The sequence below is a fragment of the Actinoplanes sp. NBC_00393 genome, from assembly GCF_036053395.1.
In the GTDB taxonomy this organism is placed as follows: Bacteria; Actinomycetota; Actinomycetes; order Mycobacteriales; family Micromonosporaceae; genus Actinoplanes.
Genome location: NZ_CP107942.1, coordinates 5,667,243 through 5,687,000, shown reverse-complemented (window position 1 = coordinate 5,687,000; position 19,758 = coordinate 5,667,243). Strand labels below are relative to the sequence as shown.

18 protein-coding genes are annotated in these 19,758 nt (G+C 70.6%); 7 read left to right on the top strand and 11 right to left on the bottom strand.

Annotated features, from left to right (window positions below; genetic code table 11):
• Positions 1-17: 17 nt before the first annotated feature.
• The 5 genes from OHA21_RS26560 to OHA21_RS26540 all read right to left on the bottom strand — a co-directional run bounded on the left by OHA21_RS26560 (position 18) and on the right by OHA21_RS26540 (position 5,528).
• Positions 18-965: a pectate lyase family protein gene (locus OHA21_RS26560; protein ID WP_328478208.1), complete on the bottom strand. Its 948-nt coding sequence runs from the start codon at positions 963-965 to the stop codon at positions 18-20.
• Positions 965-1,888: a pectate lyase family protein gene (locus tag OHA21_RS26555; RefSeq protein WP_328478206.1), complete on the bottom strand. Its 924-nt coding sequence runs from the start codon at positions 1,886-1,888 to the stop codon at positions 965-967. Before OHA21_RS26555 ends, OHA21_RS26560 begins: the two co-directional genes overlap by 1 nt.
• Positions 1,889-1,961: 73 nt before the next feature.
• Positions 1,962-3,527 (bottom strand): pectate lyase family protein, encoded by a 1,566-nt coding sequence (locus OHA21_RS26550; protein ID WP_328478204.1) that lies wholly within the window; start codon positions 3,525-3,527, stop codon positions 1,962-1,964.
• Positions 3,527-5,104, bottom strand: coding sequence for a pectate lyase family protein (locus OHA21_RS26545; protein ID WP_328478202.1), 1,578 nt, complete (start codon positions 5,102-5,104; stop codon positions 3,527-3,529). Before OHA21_RS26545 ends, OHA21_RS26550 begins: the two co-directional genes overlap by 1 nt.
• Positions 5,105-5,258: 154 nt before the next feature.
• Complete coding sequence (locus OHA21_RS26540) at positions 5,259-5,528, bottom strand: hypothetical protein (RefSeq protein ID WP_328478200.1); 270 nt, start codon at positions 5,526-5,528, stop codon at positions 5,259-5,261.
• Between the two features lie 323 nt (positions 5,529-5,851).
• Here OHA21_RS26540 and OHA21_RS26535 point away from each other — a divergent pair, with 323 nt between their 5' ends.
• The gene (locus OHA21_RS26535; RefSeq protein WP_328478198.1) at positions 5,852-6,139 is read left to right on the top strand and encodes a hypothetical protein; all 288 of its coding nucleotides are present in this window, start codon (positions 5,852-5,854) and stop codon (positions 6,137-6,139) included.
• 11 nt (positions 6,140-6,150) lie between these two features.
• Here OHA21_RS26535 and tcuA read toward each other — a convergent pair whose 3' ends face one another.
• Positions 6,151-7,605 (bottom strand): FAD-dependent tricarballylate dehydrogenase TcuA, encoded by a 1,455-nt coding sequence (gene tcuA / locus OHA21_RS26530; RefSeq protein WP_328478196.1) that lies wholly within the window; start codon positions 7,603-7,605, stop codon positions 6,151-6,153.
• 70 nt (positions 7,606-7,675) lie between these two features.
• Between tcuA and OHA21_RS26525 the strand changes: the two genes are divergently transcribed.
• From OHA21_RS26525 to OHA21_RS26510, 4 genes are all read left to right on the top strand, one after another.
• Positions 7,676-8,665: a Bug family tripartite tricarboxylate transporter substrate binding protein gene (locus OHA21_RS26525; protein ID WP_328478194.1), complete on the top strand. Its 990-nt coding sequence runs from the start codon at positions 7,676-7,678 to the stop codon at positions 8,663-8,665.
• A complete protein-coding gene (locus OHA21_RS26520; protein ID WP_328478192.1) occupies positions 8,662-9,216 on the top strand; it encodes a tripartite tricarboxylate transporter TctB family protein in 555 nt (184 codons plus the stop codon). The genes OHA21_RS26525 and OHA21_RS26520 overlap by 4 nt, the downstream gene beginning before the upstream one ends.
• Before the next feature lies 1 nt (position 9,217).
• Positions 9,218-10,738: a tripartite tricarboxylate transporter permease gene (locus OHA21_RS26515; protein WP_328478190.1), complete on the top strand. Its 1,521-nt coding sequence runs from the start codon at positions 9,218-9,220 to the stop codon at positions 10,736-10,738.
• A gap of 141 nt (positions 10,739-10,879) precedes the next feature.
• Entirely contained in the window at positions 10,880-11,635 is a 756-nt protein-coding gene (locus OHA21_RS26510) for an NAD-dependent epimerase/dehydratase family protein (RefSeq protein ID WP_328478188.1), read from the top strand.
• Positions 11,636-11,752: 117 nt separating this feature from the next.
• On the opposite strand, the gene OHA21_RS26505 is transcribed toward OHA21_RS26510, so the two are convergent.
• Positions 11,753-13,432, bottom strand: a complete 1,680-nt coding sequence (locus OHA21_RS26505) for an ABC transporter ATP-binding protein (protein WP_328478186.1) — start codon at positions 13,430-13,432, stop codon at positions 11,753-11,755.
• A 112-nt stretch (positions 13,433-13,544) separates the two neighbouring features.
• On the opposite strand from OHA21_RS26505, the gene OHA21_RS26500 reads away from it, so the two are divergent.
• Positions 13,545-14,102: a TetR/AcrR family transcriptional regulator gene (locus OHA21_RS26500; RefSeq protein WP_328478184.1), complete on the top strand. Its 558-nt coding sequence runs from the start codon at positions 13,545-13,547 to the stop codon at positions 14,100-14,102.
• A gap of 541 nt (positions 14,103-14,643) precedes the next feature.
• On the opposite strand, the gene OHA21_RS26495 is transcribed toward OHA21_RS26500, so the two are convergent.
• The 3 genes from OHA21_RS26495 to OHA21_RS26485 all read right to left on the bottom strand — a co-directional run bounded on the left by OHA21_RS26495 (position 14,644) and on the right by OHA21_RS26485 (position 17,506).
• A complete protein-coding gene (locus OHA21_RS26495; protein ID WP_328478182.1) occupies positions 14,644-15,924 on the bottom strand; it encodes a GDSL-type esterase/lipase family protein in 1,281 nt (426 codons plus the stop codon).
• Between the two features lie 110 nt (positions 15,925-16,034).
• Positions 16,035-16,616, bottom strand: a complete 582-nt coding sequence (locus OHA21_RS26490; protein ID WP_328478180.1) for a DUF5701 family protein — start codon at positions 16,614-16,616, stop codon at positions 16,035-16,037.
• A 23-nt stretch (positions 16,617-16,639) separates the two neighbouring features.
• Entirely contained in the window at positions 16,640-17,506 is an 867-nt protein-coding gene (locus tag OHA21_RS26485) for a Vgb family protein (protein ID WP_328478178.1), read from the bottom strand.
• Positions 17,507-17,567: 61 nt separating this feature from the next.
• Here OHA21_RS26485 and OHA21_RS26480 point away from each other — a divergent pair, with 61 nt between their 5' ends.
• Entirely contained in the window at positions 17,568-18,203 is a 636-nt protein-coding gene (locus OHA21_RS26480) for a TetR/AcrR family transcriptional regulator (protein ID WP_328478176.1), read from the top strand.
• Positions 18,204-18,283: 80 nt separating this feature from the next.
• Here the strand turns inward: OHA21_RS26480 and OHA21_RS26475 are convergent, their stop codons facing one another.
• On the bottom strand, positions 18,284-19,690 hold the full coding sequence (locus OHA21_RS26475) for a cellulase family glycosylhydrolase (protein WP_328478174.1): 1,407 nt from the start codon (positions 19,688-19,690) through the stop codon (positions 18,284-18,286).
• Positions 19,691-19,758: the final 68 nt, after the last annotated feature.

The following is a 19,758-nucleotide window of genomic DNA, read 5'->3' as shown; positions in this document are numbered from 1 at the left end:
GTTCGGCGCGGGGTCGCTCAGAGCTTGCCGGCGCCGGCTCCGGCCTGGACCAGCGCCGGCACGTTCGCCGCCGGGTCCAGGGTGTAGGCGTAGTACGTGCGCGGCTCGGCCACGGCGCCGCCGGCCTGGCACGGGCCGGAGGCGGTGAACACGTTGGTGCGCTGCACCAGGCGGCCCGGCCCGCTGTCGGCGTATCCGCTGGTGGAGTAGCACGGGTAGGGCACCGATGTGAAGGCGTTGCCCTCCACCACCACGCCGGCGTTCATCGTGGAGGCCACGCCGTACAGCTCGTTGCCGTCGAACCAGTTGTTGTAGACGTGCACCGGCTCACCGAACCGGACCCGCGGATGCCGCTGCCGGGACCCGTCGAACCAGTTGTGGTGGATCGTCACCTTCAAATGACCGACGTCGGTGCCGGATGCCCCGTCGGAGTGCCCGATCAGCATGCTCTTGTCGGTGCCGGCGAAGTGGTTCCACGAGATGGTCACGTAGTCGGCGCCGCGCACCACGTCGATCGAGCCGTCGACCGGCCGGACGAAGGTGTTGTGGTCGATCCAGATGTGATGCGACTGCTGACCGACATTGATCGCATCGTCCTCGGCGTCGGCGAAGGTCAGGTTCCGGACGATCACGTTGTAGGACCGGTAGAAGTCGAGCCCGCCGCCGGAGATCGTCGGATTCGAGCCGATCCCGATGATCGTCTTGTTCGGGCGTACCCCCTGCTTGCTGGTGATCTCGATGGTCCCGCTGACCTGGATGATCATCGGCCCGACGGTGTCGATCGCGTCCAGCAACTCATCGGTGGTGTCGACGGTGACGGTCGGCCCGCCCACGCCGCCGGTGGTCGTGGTGAGGCCGAGCGCGGCGACCGAGGCGAAGCCGTCCGGCGTCGAGGGTGCGGCCGCGGCCGGCGAGGCGATGACCAGGGAACCGGCGACCAGGGCGGCCGCGAGAAGGGCGCGCATCAGATCCTCCCCGCGCCGGCGCCGGCCTGGACCAGCGCGGGCACGTCGGCCGTCGGATCCAGCGTGTAGGAGTAGTAGGTCCGCGGCTCGGCCACCGTGCCGCCGGCCTCGCACGGGCCCGAGTTGACGAACACGTTGGCCCGCTGCACGAGCCGCCCCGGGTTGCTCTCCGCATAGCCGCCGACCGAGTGACAGGGGAACGCGACGTTCTCGAAGTAGTTGCCCTCGGCGACCACACCCGCGTTCTCGGTCGACGCGATCCCGTAGAGCCCGATGTCGTCGTAGTAGTTGTTGTACACGTGCACCGGCTCACCGAACCGGACTCGCGGATGCCGCTGGTTGGAGCCTTCGAACCAGTTGTGGTGGTAGGTCACCTTCAGATAGCCGACGTCCTCGCGGTAGTTGTCCGAGTGGCCGAGCAGCATGGTCTTGTCGGTGCCACGGAAACGGTTCCAGGACACCGTGACGTTGGTCGACTTGCGCTTGATGTCGAGCGAGCCGTCGTACCCCGGCAGGAACTCGTTGTGGTCGATCCACACGTGGTGGGCGCTGTTGGTGACGCTGATCGAGTCGTCCGAGGCGTTGCTGAACCGGATGTTCCGGATGATCACGTTGTTGCCGGGCCGGGTGGTGGTGCCCAGCTGCAGCCCGCCCCCGGTGATCTCGGCGTTGGCGCCGACCCCGAGGATGCTCTTGTTCGCGACGACGGTGATCATGCCGCCCGCGGAGATCCGGCCGGACACCAGGATCGTGTACGGGGTGTTCGCCCCCGCGTACCGGGCCAGGTCGGCGGAGGTGGTGACGGTGACCGTCGGCCCGGCCACGCCCCCGGTGGTCCCGGTCGCGAAACCGTCGGCGGCGGCAGCCGGCGCCGCCGCGGTCAGAGTGCCCGCGACCAGGGCGGCCGCGATGAAGGCGTGCATCAGATTCTCCCTACACCGGCACCCGCCGGCACGATGGTGGGTGCGGGGCGGCCGAGCGCCGCCCCGCACGGAATCAGCCGGAGATGTGGCCCGCGCCGGCCTGCCCGGTCACGGTTGCCTTCACCTGGGCACAGGGCTGGAGGGTGTACGCGTAGGACACCGCGCCCACGCTTCCGCCGGTCTCGCCGGTGCCCGAGTTGACGAAGCAGTTGCTCCGGGCCACCAGCCGGCCGTCGCCGGACGAGCCCTCACCGAGGTGGAACGGGTCCTCGACGTTCTCGAACGAGTTGCCCTCGACGATCACGCCGGCGTTCTCCGTCGACGCGACGCCGTAGTTGCCGGTGTCGTTGTAGTGGTTGTTGTAGACGTGCACCCCGTCGCCGAACCGCACGCGCGGATTGCGCTGCTCGGTGCCGTCGAACCAGTTGTGGTGGTAGGACACCTTCAACCGGCCGATGTCCTGCGCGCCGTTGTCGTCGTCGTGCCCGAGCAGCATGTTCTTGTCGGTGCCGTCCGCGTGGTTCCAGGAGATCGTCACGTACGACGAGCCGCGCTTGACGTCCACGCCACCGTCCGAGCCGGTGGTCCAGGTGTTGTGGTCGATCCAGACGTGGTGGCTGAACATCTGCACGTTGATCGCGTCGTCCGGCCAGCCGCGGAAGTTCAGGTTGCGGACGATGACGTTGTGCACGGCGTTCGCCGGCGGCGCGGTGATGTCGTCGTCGATCGGCAGGCCGATGTTGAGCCCGCCACCGGTGAGCCCCGAGCCGCTGCCCACGCCGATGATCGTCTTGTCGCTGGTCACGTCGTGCATCGGCCCGGGCAGCGTCAGCATGCCCTGCACCCGAACCGTCAGCGGGCCCGGCTGGGCGATGGCTGACAGGAAGGCCGAGGCGCTCGTCACCGTCACGGTCGCGCCGCCGGTGCCGCCGGACGTGCCGTTCTGACCCCAGGCGTTCACCGAGGCCCAGCCGTCCGCGACGTTCGGCTGCGCCGGCGGCTCCGAGGTGGGCGGGTTCGAGCTCGGCGGGGTCACCACGCCCGTCGTCACCTCGACGTCGTCGAAGTTGGCGCTGGTGTAGAACGTCGCCACACCGACCCGGCCACCGGCCCACCGGGTGTCGGCGGCCTCGGTGAGCAGCGTGCCGTTGACGTAACCGCGCAGCGCCGTCCCGGCGACCTCCAGCCGCAGCGTGTACCAGGTGCCGGCCGACACGGTCACCGAGGCGGTGTCCAGGGTGGTCGACGACCCGTTGTCGAGGCGCTTGAGCTCCACGGTGTTGTTCGACCGCAGCGCCAGGTAGTAGTAGCTGGTGCTGCTCTGCACCCGGGCCAGCACCGCGGCGAACCGGTTGCTGCCGCTGAACGCGGTCGGCTTCACCCGCGCCTGCACGGCGTAGTCGGTCCAGCTCGCCGTACCGGTCAGGGCCCGGGCATCGCTGCTGGTGCCGCCCTGGCGGTAGACCCGCGAGCCGTCCGTGGCGACCGACCAGCTGCCCCCGTTGGTGGTCCAGCCGGTGGCGTTGCCGTCCTCGAAGTCGTCGCTGAGCAGCGTCGCCGCCTGCGCTCCGGTGGCGGCGAAGGCGACCAGCAGCAGGGCCGCGATCAGGACGGACCAGATTCCTGTACGTCGTGACATCAGAACACCCCTGCCCCCGCTGTGACGATGGACTTGACCTGGTTCGGGTCGTCGAGCGGGTAGCTGTAGTAGGCCGACGCCTCCTGCACGGTCCCGCTGCAGTCCGGCGCCCCCGATTCGCCCGCGAACACGTTGTTGCGGGCCACGCAGCGGCCGGCCGGACCGGCGTACGTGTTGGTGACCGGCTCCTCGACGTCGGAGAAGTAGTTGCCCTCGACCAGGCAGCCGGCGTTGTTCTGGCAGGCCACCCCGGTGTCGGTGTTGTAGACGAAGTAGTTGTTCCAGACGTGCACCGGCTCGCCGAACCGGACCCGTGGGTTGCGCTGCGGCGTGCGGTCGAACCAGTTGTGGTGGTAGCTCACCTTGAGCCGCCCGGTGTCCTGCGCGCCGTTGTTGTCGTCGTGGCCGAGCAGCATGTTCTTCGTGTGGTGATGGGTGTGGTTCCACGACACGGTCACGTACGACGAGCCGCGCTTCACGTCGATCAGCCCGTCGTAGCCCTGGGCCAGATCGTTGTGGTCGATCCAGACGTGGTGGCTGAACATCTGCACGTTGATCGAGTCGTCGCTGGCGTTGCGGAACGTCAGATTCTGGATGATCACGTTGTGCACCGCGTCGGCCGGCGGCGTCGTCACCGACGAGACCGGCAGCCCGATGTTGAAGCCGCCACCGGTGATCCCGGCGGTCGAGCCGACTCCGATGATCGACTTGTCGCTGGTCACGTCGTACATGCCGGCGGGCAGGGTGATCGTGCCGTTGACGCAGATGGTGAGCGGCCCCGGCGTCGCGATCGCGGCCTGCAGTTCGGCGGCCGTGTCCACCGCGACCGTGGGCCCGCCGGCGCCGCCGGTCGTGTTGTTCTGGCCCCAGGCGTTCACCGTCGCGAAGCCGATGGGTGCGCCGGTGACCCGGCAGTCACCGGGCGGGGGAGGAGTGGTCGGGCTCGGGCTGGGCCCGGGACCCGGGGCGGTGGTGTCGACGACCACGTCGTCGTAGGAGGCGCTCGCGTACCCGGTGACCAGGCCGATCCGGCCCGCGCCGTACGCACTGTCGGTGGCCTGGAGGATCTGCGCGCCATCGACGTACCCGGTCAGTGTGTTGCCTTGCGCGCGCAGCGCCAGGGTCCGCCACGTGCCGGCCGTGCCCCCGACCGCGGCCGTGCCCAGCGCCGTGGCCGTGCCGCCGGAGACGCGCTGCAGCTGAGCCGTGCCGCTGCCGGTCAGGACCAGCGCGTAGTACTGGCTCGTCGACTGCGCGCGGGCCGCGATGCCGGCCGTGCGGGCAGCCGTGGCGTACGTGATCGGCCGCACCCGGGCCTGCACGGTGTAATCGGTCCAGGCCGTGCTGCCGGCCAGGGCGCGGGCATTCGCGCTGGTGCTGGACTGGCGGTAGGCGGGCGAGCCGTCGGTGACCACCGACCAGGTGCCGCCGTTACGCGACCAGCCGTCGGCGTTGCCGTCGTCGAAGTCGTCGCCGAACAGGGTCTCGGCGTAGGCCGGGCCGCTGATCACCGCGCCGGCGGTCAGTGCCGCGGTGGCCACCGCGGCGGCGGTGGCGATCCATCGGAGTCGTCTCATCGGGATTCCTTGCGTGGGGGTTGGGCCTGAGGGATCGAGGCATGCCGGATCGCCGCCGGTCGGAGGTGACGGCGTTCGGCGGAATCGAGGGGAGAAAGGCGCGTTAACACGCGTGAAACCTTGGCCCGACCATAAATTTGGGTATCGGAGAGCGTCAATGCTTTTTGTTTGCAGGAATGTTGCAGTGATCATTGGCCGCCGTTGACAACTGGCGATGGGCGTCGTAAGTTGCGGCGGAAAGCGCATTCCTCCATGTCGGACGCTTGCGGGGCCGACGCTGCAGGCTTTCCGGCCGGCGGCTGGTCACCGCGCGCGGTCGATCACCCGCGGCCGGCGGAATTGCCGGAATCGACGGGCCGAGCGGACCGGGAATGCCGCCCGGCGAAATGATCGACGTGGCTTTCTGGGCTGCGCTCGCAATCATTCCTGAGCGCCTGCTCCTCATCGATCGAAAGCGGCCGGGGCAGGCGGAGGCCCGGAAGGTGGCGTGCCAAAGGCGGATGTCCGAAGGCGGAGGCCGGCCACGCGGGCGCCCGGACGGCGGGGGTTGAGCATCGCAGCCCGTCGGCCCGTCGGCCCGTCGGCCCGTCGGCCCGTCGGCCCGTCGGCCCGTCAGCCCGTCAGTGCAAGATCTGACACCTAAGGGTCTCCCGGATTCCTGCCGTCCGTCAGAAACCCGGAGGCGATCTCTCGCCCGGGTGGGCCACTCTGAAGCCAGGACCCACCCATTGATCGGAGTTGATCGTCATGCGAAGCCAGATGCTAGCCGCCCGAGCCTCCGCCCTGTTCGCCAGCGACCTGTCCAGCAACTGCCGCCTCACCGATTCCAAGATCGACGCGGCCATGGTCGACGCCGCCATCGCGCAGGCCGTGCGCGCCTGTGGTGGCACACGCGGATGCGTGGCCGCGATGGCCGCCGCCTACGGCGACTGCCCGGAGACCGCGGCACCCCGGATGCGCTGGGCAAGGAGTGTGGTGATGACCGTCTACGGGTCTCGCCGTCCCGAACCGGAGCGGGAGTTGATCGCGGCTTAGCGTGCCGGGACTCAGGCCAGCGTCCCGGCCCGCCGGCCGAACACCGTGCCCGCGGTCAACCCCGTGCCACCCGGATAGTTGCCGCTGAACAGCCCACCCAGCATCTCCCCGCACACATACAGCCCGGGCAGCACAGAGTCGTCCGCAGTCAGCACCCGCCCGTGCTCATCAGCCCGCAACCCACCGAACGTGAACGTGATCCCGCAGGTCACCGGGAACGCGTAGAACGGCGGCGTCCGAACCGGCAGCGCCCAATTGCTCTTCGGCGGCGACGTCCGGGACGCCCGCCCGTCCTTCACCGACGGGTCGAACGCCACCGACTCGTCGATCCCGGCGTTGAACTCCTCGACCGTCCGCACCAGCGCCGCCTCCGGGACACCGATCGCGGAGGCCAGCGCCGGCAGGGACGACGCGGTCGCCACCGTCGTGCCCGGCGCGTCGTACTCCTCGGTCCGCAGCATCGGCCGGATCTCCGCGTCGAAGATCTGGAACGCCATCCCCTGCGGCTGCCGGAGAATCTCCCCGCCATACTTCGCATACGTGTAATTCCGGAAGTCGGCCCCCTCGTCGAGGAACCGCCGGCCCTCCAGATTCACCACGATGCCGAGCGGATAACTCTGCCGGGTCAACCGGTTCGTCAGCTCCCGGTCACCCGACGCCGCAGCGCCCGCATCCCACGCCACGGCATGGCACGACGACCAGTCCCCGCCGCGCGCCGCACCCGCGGCCAGCGCCGCGCGCAGCATGTCGCCGGTGTTCAACGGCGTGCCCCGGACCAGCGCCCGCTCCCAGCCCGCGCCGAGATGCTCGCGCCGCCACTGCGGGTTCGCCTCGAAGCCGCCGGCCGCCAGCACCACCGACTCCGCCTCGGTGACCCCGGCCCCGCCGTCCTCGTCGGTCCAGTGGACGCCGGTCACCCGACCGTTCTCGACCATCAGGTCACCGCAGCGATGCCCGTACCGGATCTCGATCCCGGCGGCCCGCGCCGCGCTGGTGTGCTGCTCGACCAGGCCTTTCCCGCCGCCGGTGCTGCCGATCGCGAGACCACCCCAGAAGACGTGCCGGCCTTCGCTGTCCGGATACGACTGTCGCTCGTACATCAGCCGGAAGCGCAACCCCAGGCCGTGCAGCCACCGCAGCGCCGGACCGCTCTCCGCCGCCAGGGCCGCGGCCAACCCCGCATCGGCACGGCCGCCGGTCACGGCATGCAGGTCTTCCAGGAAAACCTCTTCCGGGTACGCCGGAAGAACCGTCTCCGCCAACCGGGGATCAGGATCGAGAAGTCCCACGACGTCGTCCAGCCCTTGGTGCGCGATCCGGAACGCCCCGGCCGTGTAGAAACTGTTGCCGCCCGCCTCGTCCGGCCGGCCCTTCTCCAGCAGCACCACGCTGCGCCCCCGGGCCGCGGCCGCCTGCGCCGCACTGAACCCGGCGTTACCTCCACCGACCACCACGACGTGCGCCATCTGCCCTCCGGGTCAACAATTCGAAGGTAAGCCGATATCGACCCGGCCGCATGGGAAGCGGGGTGGCGCGATGCGTTGGCGACCGGCCGCGGTGGTCCCCTGGGTGGTGGCGGCGGTGTCCACCCTGCTGCTGATCATCACGACGCCGTGGGGCGAGAGTGGCAGCACCGACTTCCTCGACGGCCGCCAGTTACGGCTGATGGCGCCGGCCGCGCCCGGCGGCGGCTGGGACCAGACCTCCCGCGAGATGCAGTCCGCGCTGCGTGACCTCACCGGCCGCACCGAGGTCTACAACGTCGCCGGCGCCGGCGGAACGATCGGGCTGAGCCAGTTCGCCCGGTACCAGGGCGACCCCACCCAGCTCATGGTGATGGGCCTGATCATGGTCGGGGCGATCGAGAGCAACGACTCCCCGGTCGACCTGGACAGCACCACGCCGATCGCCCGGCTCACCACCGACTACGAGGTGGTGGTCGTCCCCGCCGACTCCGATGTGCAGAACCTCGCCGACCTGGTCGCCCGGATGAAAGCCGACCTCGGCGCGGTCTCGTTCGCCGGCGGCTCGGCGGGCGGCGTCGAACAGATCCTGGCCGGCCTGATCGCCGACGCCATCGGCGCCGACCCGGGCGGCGTCAACTACGTGGCCCACTCCGGCGGCGGCGAGGCGCTGTCCACGCTGCTCTCCGGCCGGGCCACCGCCGGCGTCTCCGGCGTGTCCGAGTTGGAGGGCCAGATCGAAGCCGGCACGGTACGCCCGATCGCCGTCTCCAGCGCCGACCGGCTGCCCGCCCTGCCCGACGTGCCCACCCTGACGGAGGCCGGCGTCGACGTGGAACTGGCCAACTGGCGCGGCGTGGTCGCCCCGGCCGGCATCAGCGCCGCCGACGAACAGGCACTGGAAGACCTGGTGGTCGACATGACCCGCACCGAAGCCTGGAAGGAAACCCTGCAGCGGCGCGGCTGGGGCGATGCCACACTGGCCGGCCCCGAGTTCGAGACCTACCTGCAGACCGAACGCGAGACCGTGACCGACGTCCTGGTCAAAATGGGCATCGCATGACAACCGCCGACCCGGACCGCCGTCCGCCCACCGCTGACCCCCTTTCCAGCGCTGAGGCGGCCGAGGCCGACGCGGCGACCGTGGAGGAGCGCGAGCGGTCGCAGGCTCGGGCGACGATGCTGCTCGGGCTGCTCATGATCGTTGCAGCCATCGTGGTGCTCGTCGATGCCGCCAACCTGCGGGAGTCCGACGACGCGCTGGGGCCCGCGGCCGCGCCGACCCTGATCGGGATCCTGCTCGGACTCCTCGGCGGGGCACTCGCGGCGCAGGGGGCGCGCTCACTTCGTACGCCGCCCGGTTTTGCTCTGGATGCTCGGCGCCTGCGGCGCCTTGCCTTGATGGTGGTGCTGCTGGTCGCGTTTGCCCTGCTTTTACCCCTTCTTGGGTACGTGGTGAGCTCCGCCGGCCTGTTCACCGGCGCTGCCCTGCTGCTCGGGGCGCCCCATCCCGCACGGGTGGCCGCCTACGGGTGGACCCTCGCCGCGGTCGCGTTCCTGATCTTCGACCGGCTGATCGGTCTCAGCCTGCCCACCGGGCCGTGGGGGTTCTGAGATGGAGCACCTACTGACCGGCTTCGCCGACGCGCTGACCCCGGCCAACCTGTTCTGGGCCCTGATCGGCGTCACGATCGGCACCGCCGTCGGCGTGCTGCCCGGCATCGGCCCGGCGCTCACCGTGGCCCTGCTGCTGCCGATCACTTTCCGCCTCGAACCGGCCGCCGCCCTGATCATGTTCGCCGGCATCTATTACGGCGGCATGTACGGCGGCTCCACCACCTCGATCCTGCTGAACACGCCCGGCGAGAGCGCGTCGGTGGCGACCGCGCTGGAAGGCAACCGGATGGCCCGCGCCGGCCGGGCCGCGGCCGCGCTCGCCACCGCCGCGATCGGCAGCTTCGTCGCCGGCACCATCGGCACCATCGCGCTGACCTTCGCCGCCCCGGTCGTCGCCGACTTCGCGATCGGGTTCGGCCCACCCGAGTACGTCGCGCTGATGGCCGTCGCCTTCGTGACGGTCAGCGCGCTGCTCGGCCCCAGCCTGCTCAAAGGCGCCGCCAGCCTGGTCATCGGCGCCGCCGTCGGGCTGGTCGGCATCGACACCCTGACCGGTCAGTCGCGGCTGGCGTTCGGGATCCCGTCCCTGCTCGACGGCATCGACGTGGTGATCGTCGTGGTCGCCCTGTTCGCGCTCGGCGAGACCTTCGCCCACGTCGTCGCCGGCACCGGCGCCAGCCGCGTCGAACCGTTACGCGGCGCCGCCATGCTGTCCCGCGAGGACTTCCGGCGCTCCTGGCCGGCCTGGCTGCGCGGCACCGCCCTCGGCTTCCCGATCGGCAGCCTCCCGGCGGGCGGCGCCGACGTGCCCACGTTCCTGAGCTACGGCCTGGAGAAACGGCTCTCCAAACACCGGCACGAATTCGGCCACGGCGCCATCGAAGGCGTCGCCGGCCCGGAATCCGCCAACAACGCCGCAGCCGCCGGCGTCCTGGTGCCGCTGCTGACCATCGGCCTGCCGACGTCGGCGACCGCCGCGGTCATCCTGACTGCCTTCCAGTCATACGGCCTGCAGCCCGGACCGCAGCTCTTCACCGAATCCGGCGACCTGGTGTGGGCGCTGATCGCCAGCCTCTACATCGGCAACGTCATGCTGCTCATCCTCAACCTGCCGCTGGCCCGCATCTGGGCGCGATTGCTGATGATCCCCGCCTACGGCATCTACGCCGGGGTGCTGCTGTTCGCCTGCCTCGGCACGTACGCCGCCGGCGGCACCACCGCCGACCTGCTGATCCTGACGGTGCTGGGCCTGGTCGGCCTGCTCATGCGCCAGGCGGATGTGCCGGTCGCCCCGGCGGTGGTCGGCCTGATCCTGGCACCGCTGTTCGAGCAGCAGTTGCGCCGGGCGCTGGCCCTCTCCGAGGGTGACTGGTCGGTGCTGGTCTCGACGCCGCTCACGATCTTCCTGTGGTTCGTGGTCGTGGTCGCGCTGATCGTTCCGGGGGTTGTGGCCCTCTATCGCTGGCGGCACACCGAGCCGGTGCCGGCCGACCGCTCACCCGCCGGCGACCCGCGCTGATCATCCGGCCCGCGCTGATCATCCGGCCCGCGCTGATCATCCGGCCCGCGCTGATCACCCGACCCGCGCTGATCACCCGGCCGGCCTGGGTTTCCCGGCGGGCGAAGGCATGAGAGATGCCGGGGCGGGCATCACGATCGCATGGCGGTGATCCTCATGACCGGCGCTTCCGGGGCCCTCGGCACCATACTGCGCGAACGCCTCACCCAGCACACCCTGCGCCTGACCGACCTCCATCCCGCCGACGGGGTCGAAGCCCTCGACGTCACCGACGGCGACGCGGTCGAACGCGCCGCCCGGGGTGTCGACGCGATCGTGCATCTCGGCGGCCTCGCCGACGAGAGCCCGTTCGACGACGTGCTCGAGGTCAACGTCCGCGGCACCGAACGGGTGTTGCAGGCCGCGTACCGGCTCGGCATTCCACGGGTGGTGCTCGCCTCCAGCAACCACGCCGCCGGCCTGCACGAACGCACCGAAGCCGACCTTCCCGACGACGTGCCACCCCGGCCGGACACCTACTACGGCTGGAGCAAAGCGGCCCTGGAGACCCTCGGCCGGCTCTACCACGATCGCCACGGCCTGCACGTCATCTGCCTGCGGATCGGCGCCTGCCACGACCACCCGCGGAACCCGCGCGACCTGTCGGTATGGCTCTCCCCGGACGACCTCGCGCGCCTGGTGGAGGCGGCGCTGACGGCAACCGGATGGCGCCTGGTCTGGGGCGTCTCCGCCAACTCCCGCCGCTGGTGGTCCACCGCCGGCGGCGAGGCGATCGGCTACCACCCACACGACGACGCCGAGAAGTGGGCCGCCGACCTCAGCGAACCCGACCCCACCGCCCCGGAGCACCGCACCGTCGGCGGCACCATGGCAACCGGCCCCCTCGGCCCCGGCTAGCTGACCCGCACTGCTGCTTCGGCGGCCGGGATACGACGGTGGCGGTCAGCCGAGGGGGCTCGGCTGACGCGCACTGCTGCTTCAGCGCGCGGGAAACGACGCTGACGGTCAGCTGGGTTAGACCGGGGCGGGCTGGTCGGCGGCTATGCGCAGGGCCTCGACGAGGCTGCGGTAGAGGGCGTCGGTGGCGTACAGGGAGGCGTGGGTGCCCTGGGCTCGGATCCGGCCGTCGTCCATCACGATGATGCGGTCGGCGTCCAAGACCGTGGAGAGACGGTGCGCGATCGTCACCACCGCCCCCGAGGAGGCTCGGGAGCGGATGCAGTCCTGCACAGCGGCCTCGGTCAGGCCGTCCACCTGCGCGGTTGCCTCATCCAGCAGGAGCACCTCGGGGGTACGCAGCAGCGCCCGGGCCAGCGCGATCCGCTGACGCTGGCCGCCGGACACGTCGGTGGAGCTCAGGGAGGTGTCCAGGCCGTCCGGCAGTTCGTTGATCTTGTCGTCGAGCTGGACCGAGCGCAGGACGGCGAGCAGTTCCTCGTCGGTGGCGTCGGGGTGGGTGAAGCGCAGGTTGTCGCCGATCGTGCCGGGGACCACCGGGGTCTCCTGCTCGACGTACGCCAAGCGGGACCGCACCTCGTCGTGCGACCACGTCGCGTAGGGCCGGCCGTCCAGCAGGATCTGGCCGCCGTCCGGCTCGAGGAAGCGCAGCAGCAGCGAGAAAAGGGTCGTTTTGCCGGCGCCGGACGGTCCGACCACCGCGGTGTGCCCGCGCCGCGGGATCTCCAGGTCGATGCCGCGGACCGCGGGTGGGGCGTCCGGCCCGTACCGCGCGGTCACGTCCTGCAGGACCAGCACCGGGCCGTCGAGGTCGGGGGCGCCGCCGGGCCGGCTCTGCTCGTGCGGCTCCAGCGCGATGGTGGACAGCTCGTTGATCCGCCCGGCCGCGGCGATGCCCGACTGCAGCGCCGTCATGTTCTGCGTCAGCTCGCTGATCGGCCCCATCAGCTGGAACACGTAGAGCAGGAACGCGACCAGGCTCGACACCTCCAGCAGGCCGAGGTGCGCGCGCCAGGCGCCGACCGCCAGGATCAGGATCACGGCCAGGTTGATGCCGGACCACGAGATCGTCCACACCGTGGCCGCGACCTTGGCGGCGCGCACGCTGTGTGCCGCGGCGTCCCGCGCGGTTCCGATGATCTGCTCACTCTGGCGAGTCTCGGCGCGGCTGGCCTTCACCGTACGAATAGCGCGCAGCGAACCCTCCAGACTGGCGCCGAGTTTCCCGATCGAGTCCTGTGCCGCGGTCTGCGCGGTGCTGATCTTCGGCAGCAGCATCGCCATCACCGCGCTGACCAGGACGACCGAGATCAGGGTGCAGCCCAGCAGGGTCAGGTCGAGCACGGCCATCAGGATCAGCGTGCCGATCAGCCCGACCCCGGCGTTGATCAGGCCGACCAGGCTGCCCGACGCCTCGTGCATCAGCTGGGTGTCGGAGGTGACCCGGGTGACCAGCTCGCCGGTGGGCCGGCGTTGCAGGTCACCGACGCGCGCCCGGAAATAGCGGCTGATGATCGACGTACGCGCATCCAGCACGATCTGCTCGGCCAGCGTGCCCATCAGGATCCACTGCCACAGGGTGATGGCCGCACCGATCACGACGAGGCCGAGCAGCACCCCGATCGGCCCGGCCAGGTCCACCCCGTCACTGAAGGAGTCGAGCACCCATTTGGTGACCATCGGGGTGGCCAGCCCGGCGGCGTTGGCGACCAGGCCTAGGGCCAGCCCGATGGCCATGGTGCGGCGGTGCGGTCGGAGAACGCCCAGCAGAGTCTTCAATCTCGTGGCATCCGGCATACCCGCAATGGAACACTGCTGTTCCAAAATGGGCAACTGTTATTCTGTGCCAGTGAGCACCGTCCCCACCGGCAGCCGCGCGCGCACCCGGCAGGCCATCCTCGACGCCGCCATCGAGGTCCTCGCCCGCAACCCGGCCGCCTCGCTCGGCGACGTCGCTGCCGCCGCCGACGTGGGCCGCACCACGCTGCACCGCTACTTCCCGGAGCGCAGCGATCTGCTCACCGCCCTGCGCGCAGAGGCGATCGACCGCGTCGACCAGGCCCGCATCCGCGCCCGCATCACCGAGGACAGCGGCGCCGCTGCCGTCTACCGGCTCTGCGAGGAATATTTTGATCTCGGCGACGTGCTGTCGCTGCTCTTCCGGGAGCAGATCGCGCTGGACGACGAGGGCCCAGGCGCCTGCGACGACTGGTTCGAGGAGGTCGTGTTGCGGGGCAGGGCCGACGGCAGCATCGACCCGGAGCTGCCGCCGATCTGGGTGCAGAGCCTGATCTGGGCGCAGCTTTATCTCGGCTGGAGCTTCCTCGCCGAGAGCAACTCCTCCCGCCACGAGATCCTGCGGCTCGTGCTCCGCTGCGTCGCCGGGGCCATCCGTCCTCAGCGCTGACCCCTGCAGAGCCCGGCGGCCGCACCACAACCCGACTGCCGCGCTGCGGCCCGGCGCCTGTGTTGCGGCCCGGCATCCGTGTTGCCGCCGGCGCTCGCGTTGCGGCCTGGCATCCGCGATGCGGCTCGAAACCAGCGCTGCTCAGCTACCGCGCTGAGGTCCGGGACCAGCGCTGTTCGGCGGCTGCGCCGAGGCCCGGGACCAGGGCTGCAGCTCGGCACCCGCGCTGCTCTGCGGCCGCGCGGGTTCGGCACCAAGGGTTGCGGCTCGGCGCCAGGGCTGCAGCTCGGCACCCGCGCTGCTCTGCGGCCGCGCGGGCTCGGCACCAAGGGTTGCGCCTCGGCGCCAGGGCTGCAGCTCGGCACCCGCGCTGCTCCGCGGCCGCGCGGGTTCGGCACCAAGGGCTGCGGCTCGGCACCAACGCTGCGGCTTGGAGCGGCAGCATCTCCTGCGCAACCACCTACATGGGCCCGGCGGCCGCGCTGGGGCCCGGAGTGGCAGCGAGATCGCGGCTCTGTCGTACGCCGAAAGGTCTTTCCCTTCAGAACCAGCGCAAGTTGACCGCGTTGGCGATGGCCTGCATGCCCTGGCTGTCCGGGTGCAAATGGTCGCCGGAGTCGTATTTGTCCAGGAAGCGGGTGGGGGAGGCCGGGTCGTGGGTGGCGCGATCTTGGTCGAGGACGGCGTCGCAGCCGCTGCGGCCGGAGCGGATGAAGGCGTTGATCTCGGTGCGGCCCTGTTCGCCGCGTTGGGTCCAGTAGCCGGCGCCGCGGAACGGGGTGAGCGTCGAGCAGATCACCTTGATGCCGGCGTCGTGGCCGCGGTCGACGAGGTCGCGCAGTTCGTCCTTGAGCCGGGCGGGGGAGGCGCCGTGGCCGAGGTCGTTGATCGCGTCGTCCGAGATGATCACCCAGCGGACGCCGGGCTGCTGCAGGACGTCGCGGTCGAAGCGTTTGGCGGCGCTCTCGCCGCTGCGGTCCGAGGTGAACCGGTTGCCGCTGATGCCGGTGTTGAGCACGCCGACGGTGCGGCCGGACGCCCGCAACCGGTCGGAGAGCAGGTCGGGCCAGCGGCGGTTGGCGTTGAAGGACGAGGCGACGCCGTCGGTGATCGAGGCGCCGAAGGTGACCACCGAGCCGGTCGCCTTCGCATTCTGCACGTCGACGCCGGCCAGGAAGAAGTAGCTCTTGACGGTTTTCGCCCCGCGCAGGTCCGCGGACGACGCCTGGTCGCCGGACGCGATGTAGTTGTGCCGGCCGGCGAACCCGTGGCGGGTGCTCGTGCCGGTGTTCTTCGGCAGGTACACACTCACCGCGAGGTCGCTGTCGGCCGGCACCGCGAAGGCGACCGGGTCGCTGACCGCCGACTCGCCGGCCGGGATCGTCACCGAGGTCTTGCCGCCGAACGTCACCGGCTGATCGGTGGCCGGGTCGATCGCACTGTCCGTCAACCGCCGGGCCAGGTGCACGCTGCTCACCGTGAGGGGGCGAGCCCCGTACGCGTTGGACAGCCGCACCCGGGCGCTGGTCCCGCCGATGCTGGTGTGCACGATCTGGCGCAGCGTCTGCCGTGCGAAGGCCCGGCCGCGAGGCTGGACGGCCACCGCCCAGGTGCCGACCCACGGCAGTGGCTCCTCGACCGACTCGAGGACCTTGACCTCGGGCGCCTTGACCTCGGTCACCGCGGTCGGCGCGGCTGACGGAACCACGGCGGCGCTGGACGGGGCCTGGTCCGGGTCGTCCTCGCGGCCGAGAGCCACATACAGCCCCGCGGCGGCGCCCATCGCCACCGTGGCCGTGACAGCCGTCCTGGCCCACTTCATCCGCGCATCCCCCGACTCTCCCCGTAGAGCAGGCCGAATCTTGACACTTCAAGTTGTGTAGCGGCTGTTCAAGGGGGTGTGCGCTGGGTCTCAATCCGGTGACGGGCGGGTTACGGGGCGACGCGGGCTGCGGCTGACGCCATGCCGAGCCAGGTGTGCGGATTGCCGGCCCAGCACCAGCCGAGCTTCGGCGCCTGCTGGCTGATCCACAGGGCCGGAACCCGCCGGTCGGTGGACCGGGAGCCGCCGAGCGAGAAGCATTTGTTCTTCTCCAGCAGCTCGGGGAAGTGGGTGATCAGCGCGATGCCCTCCTCGATGGTGAGCGGGGTGCGGCCGCGGTCGGCGATGGTCGCCATCGCGTCGTTCGGCACGACGCCGCAGAACTCCTCGCCCCGCTCAGCGCCGAGCAGGAGATAGGCGTCGTGACCGGGCATGGCGGTGGCCGGGGTGGCGACGAACCGCTCCAGCGAGCCCGGCTCGAACGAACCGTCCACGAAGCCGGGCTTCTTCTTCCCGGCCAGGGTGGTGCGCGGCATCATCTCCTCGACCGGCACCAGCGTCCTGGTGACGACCAGCAGAAACGCCGTGTCGCCGGCGAGCTCGCGCAGCGGCTCGAGCTTGTCCTCGACCTGCGCCGGATAGCCCAGGTCGATCAGATTGCGAACTTGGCGGTCGAACTCGGGGTTTGACATCGGTTCCTCTCGTCGCGAGTGCGTCAGCGGGTGATCCGGGCCAGCGCGCCGAACTCCAGAGCGGTCCACAACGCCCCGTCCGGGCCCACCGCGATCCCGTGCGGCTCGGATTTCGGCGTCGGCAGGTCGTAGCCGGTCACCGTGCCGTCCGCCGCGATCCGGGCGACCCGGTTGGCGCCCCACTCGGTGAACCACGGCGTCCCGTCGCCGTCGACCACGACGGCGTGCGGGCGCGCCGCCCGGTTGGGCAGCGGAAACTCCTCGATCGCGCCGTCCGGCGTGATTCGCCCGATCTGGCCGGCCCCGATCTCCACGAACCACACGGCGCCGTCCGGCCCGGCGGCGATCCCGACCGGCGCGGCGCCCTCGGTCGGCAGCGGATGCACGGCGATGGCCCCGTCGGTCCCGATCCGGCCGATCGCGTTGCCCTGGTTGAGGGCGAACCACAGGCCGCCGTCCCCGCCGGCCGTGATCGCCGACGCGAACGCGCCGCTCACCGGCAGGTCGAACTCGGTGACCTTGCCGTCGGTGGTGATCCGCCCGACCCGGTCGGCGGCGGTCATCGTGAACCACAGGGCACCGTCCGGCCCCGCGGTGATCCCGAACGGCCCGCACTCCGGGGTGGGCAGCTCGAACTCGGTGACCTCGCCGTCGACGGTGATCCGCCCGATGCGATGCCCCTGATATTCGGTGAACCACAGAGCGCCGTCCGGCCCCGCGGTGATGATCGTCGGCCCGCTCTGCGGACTGACGGGATAGGTGACCGGCTCCTGACCGGGCATCAGCCGGCCGATCCGCCCGCTGTGCACGAGGGTGAACCAGAGAGCGCCGTCAGGTCCGGTGGTCAGCGCGTAGGGACCGCGGTCTACGGAGAACTCTTCAACTGTCACCGTTCGAATTTAGGTCGAACCTAAAAATATGTCAAGCCTAATTTTCCGCTATAGTAGCGGCGTGATCGACCGACCGTCCGGGCTGCGGGAGCGCAAGAAGCAGCAGACCCGCGAGCACATCTCCCACCAGGCCACCCGCTTGTTCTTGGAGCGCGGCTTCGACAACGTGACGATCGCCGAGGTGGCGGCGGCCGCGCAGGTCGCCAAGATGACGGTCACCAACTACTTCCCGCGCAAGGAGGATCTTGCGCTCGATCTGCAGGGCCCGTTCATCCACGGGCCGGCCGACGCGGTCCGCGACCGGCTGCCCGGCGAGTCCGCCCTGGCTGCGCTGCGCCGCTCGCTGCTGGGCGCTCTCGCCGCGCACGATCCGGTGATCGGTTTCTCCGGCCCGGGGTTCGCCCGCATGATCACCGCGAGTCCGGCGCTGACGGCCCGGCTGCGCGAGTTCCACGACGAACGGGAACGGTCGCTGGCAGAGGCTCTGGCAGAGATCACCGGGAGGTCCGCCGGAGACCTCCGGCCGCGCGTCGCGGCCGCCCAGATGGGCGGCGTCCTGCGCCTGCTTTTTGAGGAAACCCTGCGGCGTACGCTCGACAGCCGCCCCGATCACGAGATCGCGGAGGCGGTGACCGCCCTGGCCGGGGAGGCTTTCGCCCTGCTGGAGCCGGGTCTGGCCGACTACGCCGTCCGGTGAGCAGAACGGCTGTGCTGTTCGGTGAGCAAAGAGCCGGTGCCGCGGGCAGGCGAGCCCACGGCACCGGCAGGAGTGATGCTTCAGCTCGCGGCGCAGGCGATCGGCGACGGAGCGTTGTTGGTGGTTCCCCGGGAGGCGGTGAACCCGAAGCTGGCCTCGCCACCCGCGGCGAGCTTGCCGTTGTAGGCGGCGTTGCGGGCGGTGACCGTCTCACCCGAGCTGGTCACACTGGCGTTCCAGCTGTTGGTGAAGCGCTGGCCGTTGGGCCAGGTCCAGGTGACGGTCCAGCCGTTGATCGCGGCCGCGCCGGCCTTCACGGTCACGGTGCCCTGGAAGCCGCCCGGCCACGAGTTGTTCACCGTGTAGGTCGCGGTGCACCCGCCGGTGCCCGGGTTGCTGGGCGACGGAGACGGTGAGGACGGGTTGCTGGGCGACGGAGACGGTGAGGACGGGTTGCTGGGCGACGCCGAAGACGAGGGCGACGGCGAGGACGTGCCGCCGAAGACCGTCGCCTCCCGCGAGGTCGCCTTGATGCCGTTGGCGCCGTTGAAGATCCGCTGGCCCCAGGTGGTCAGCTGCGCCGCGTTGAAGCCGGTGACCATGTCGAGGTACTCGACGCCGCCACCGTTGCCCGACCACGACCAGCCGAGGTACCCGATGCCGCGCTGCTGCGCGGTGGCGAAGATGGTGTCCTCGTCGGGGTTGCCGTCGGAGTGGTCGAAACCGAACTCGCCGACCACGATCGGCAGGTTCGCGGTCTGGAACCGGCCCAGGTAGTCGGTGATCTCCGCGGCGGTGTCGAACACGCCGTACATGTGGATCGAGAAGACGGTGTTCTTCTGCGGGTCGGCGGCGAACACCGAGGCGGCGTTGTCGCGCATGATGAACTGCCAGTCCTGGCCCCAGTTCGGCGCGTCCACCATGATCTGGTGCTGGAAGCCGGCGGAACGCAGCCGGGTGATCGCCGACTTGGTGTCGGCGGTCCAGTTCGACGCGGTCGAGCCGTTGCCGTACGGCTCGTTGCCGATGTTCAGGATGACGAAGTTCTCCTGGCCGTCGAGCGCGCTCTTGATCGAGATCCAGTAGTCGACGGCCTGCGCCAGGGTCGCGGCGCCGGACTGCTCGCCGTACCCGGTGGTGTCGTGGACCTCGAGGACGCAGATCAACCGGTTCGCCTTGCACTGGCTGATCACGGTGGAGACGTTGGCGGCGCTGTCCGGTCCCCAGCGCTGCCCGCTGCCGAGCACGACCCGGACGGTGTTGGCGCCGAGCGCCTTGATGTCGGCGAGGGCCTGGGGAGTGCGGTCCTGGTACCAGGTGTGCGCGTGGTTGACCCCGCGCATCACGAAGGTGTTGCCGTTGGCGTCGAGGATGCGGGTGCCGGAGACGGTGAAACCTGCGGCAGCCTGAGCCGGCTGAGCCATCGTGAGCGCCGCGGCGCCGGCGGTCAGGACGGCCGCGAGGCCGCCCCACCATTTCGATTTCATGGCTTCCTCCCTGTCCGCCGGGTGCGGTGGCGGACGGTCGTGGGGGTGCTCCCGGGGGACGGGATGCT

What these genes read in the sequence shown, in the direction of transcription:
- OHA21_RS26560 (WP_328478208.1), bottom strand. Translation starts at nt 965, where the DNA reads ATGCGCGCCCTTCTCGCGGCCGCCCTGGTCGCCGGTTCCCTGGTCATC.
- OHA21_RS26555 (WP_328478206.1), bottom strand. Translation starts at nt 1,888, where the DNA reads ATGCACGCCTTCATCGCGGCCGCCCTGGTCGCGGGCACTCTGACCGCG.
- OHA21_RS26550 (WP_328478204.1), bottom strand. Translation starts at nt 3,527, where the DNA reads ATGTCACGACGTACAGGAATCTGGTCCGTCCTGATCGCGGCCCTGCTG.
- OHA21_RS26545 (WP_328478202.1), bottom strand. Translation starts at nt 5,104, where the DNA reads ATGAGACGACTCCGATGGATCGCCACCGCCGCCGCGGTGGCCACCGCG.
- OHA21_RS26540 (WP_328478200.1), bottom strand. Translation starts at nt 5,528, where the DNA reads ATGATTGCGAGCGCAGCCCAGAAAGCCACGTCGATCATTTCGCCGGGC.
- OHA21_RS26535 (WP_328478198.1), top strand. Translation starts at nt 5,852, where the DNA reads ATGCGAAGCCAGATGCTAGCCGCCCGAGCCTCCGCCCTGTTCGCCAGC.
- tcuA (WP_328478196.1), bottom strand. Translation starts at nt 7,605, where the DNA reads ATGGCGCACGTCGTGGTGGTCGGTGGAGGTAACGCCGGGTTCAGTGCG.
- OHA21_RS26525 (WP_328478194.1), top strand. Translation starts at nt 7,676, where the DNA reads ATGCGTTGGCGACCGGCCGCGGTGGTCCCCTGGGTGGTGGCGGCGGTG.
- OHA21_RS26520 (WP_328478192.1), top strand. Translation starts at nt 8,662, where the DNA reads ATGACAACCGCCGACCCGGACCGCCGTCCGCCCACCGCTGACCCCCTT.
- OHA21_RS26515 (WP_328478190.1), top strand. Translation starts at nt 9,218, where the DNA reads ATGGAGCACCTACTGACCGGCTTCGCCGACGCGCTGACCCCGGCCAAC.
- OHA21_RS26510 (WP_328478188.1), top strand. Translation starts at nt 10,880, where the DNA reads ATGGCGGTGATCCTCATGACCGGCGCTTCCGGGGCCCTCGGCACCATA.
- OHA21_RS26505 (WP_328478186.1), bottom strand. Translation starts at nt 13,432, where the DNA reads ATGGCCATCGGGCTGGCCCTAGGCCTGGTCGCCAACGCCGCCGGGCTG.
- OHA21_RS26495 (WP_328478182.1), bottom strand. Translation starts at nt 15,924, where the DNA reads ATGAAGTGGGCCAGGACGGCTGTCACGGCCACGGTGGCGATGGGCGCC.
- OHA21_RS26490 (WP_328478180.1), bottom strand. Translation starts at nt 16,616, where the DNA reads ATGTCAAACCCCGAGTTCGACCGCCAAGTTCGCAATCTGATCGACCTG.
- OHA21_RS26475 (WP_328478174.1), bottom strand. Translation starts at nt 19,690, where the DNA reads ATGAAATCGAAATGGTGGGGCGGCCTCGCGGCCGTCCTGACCGCCGGC.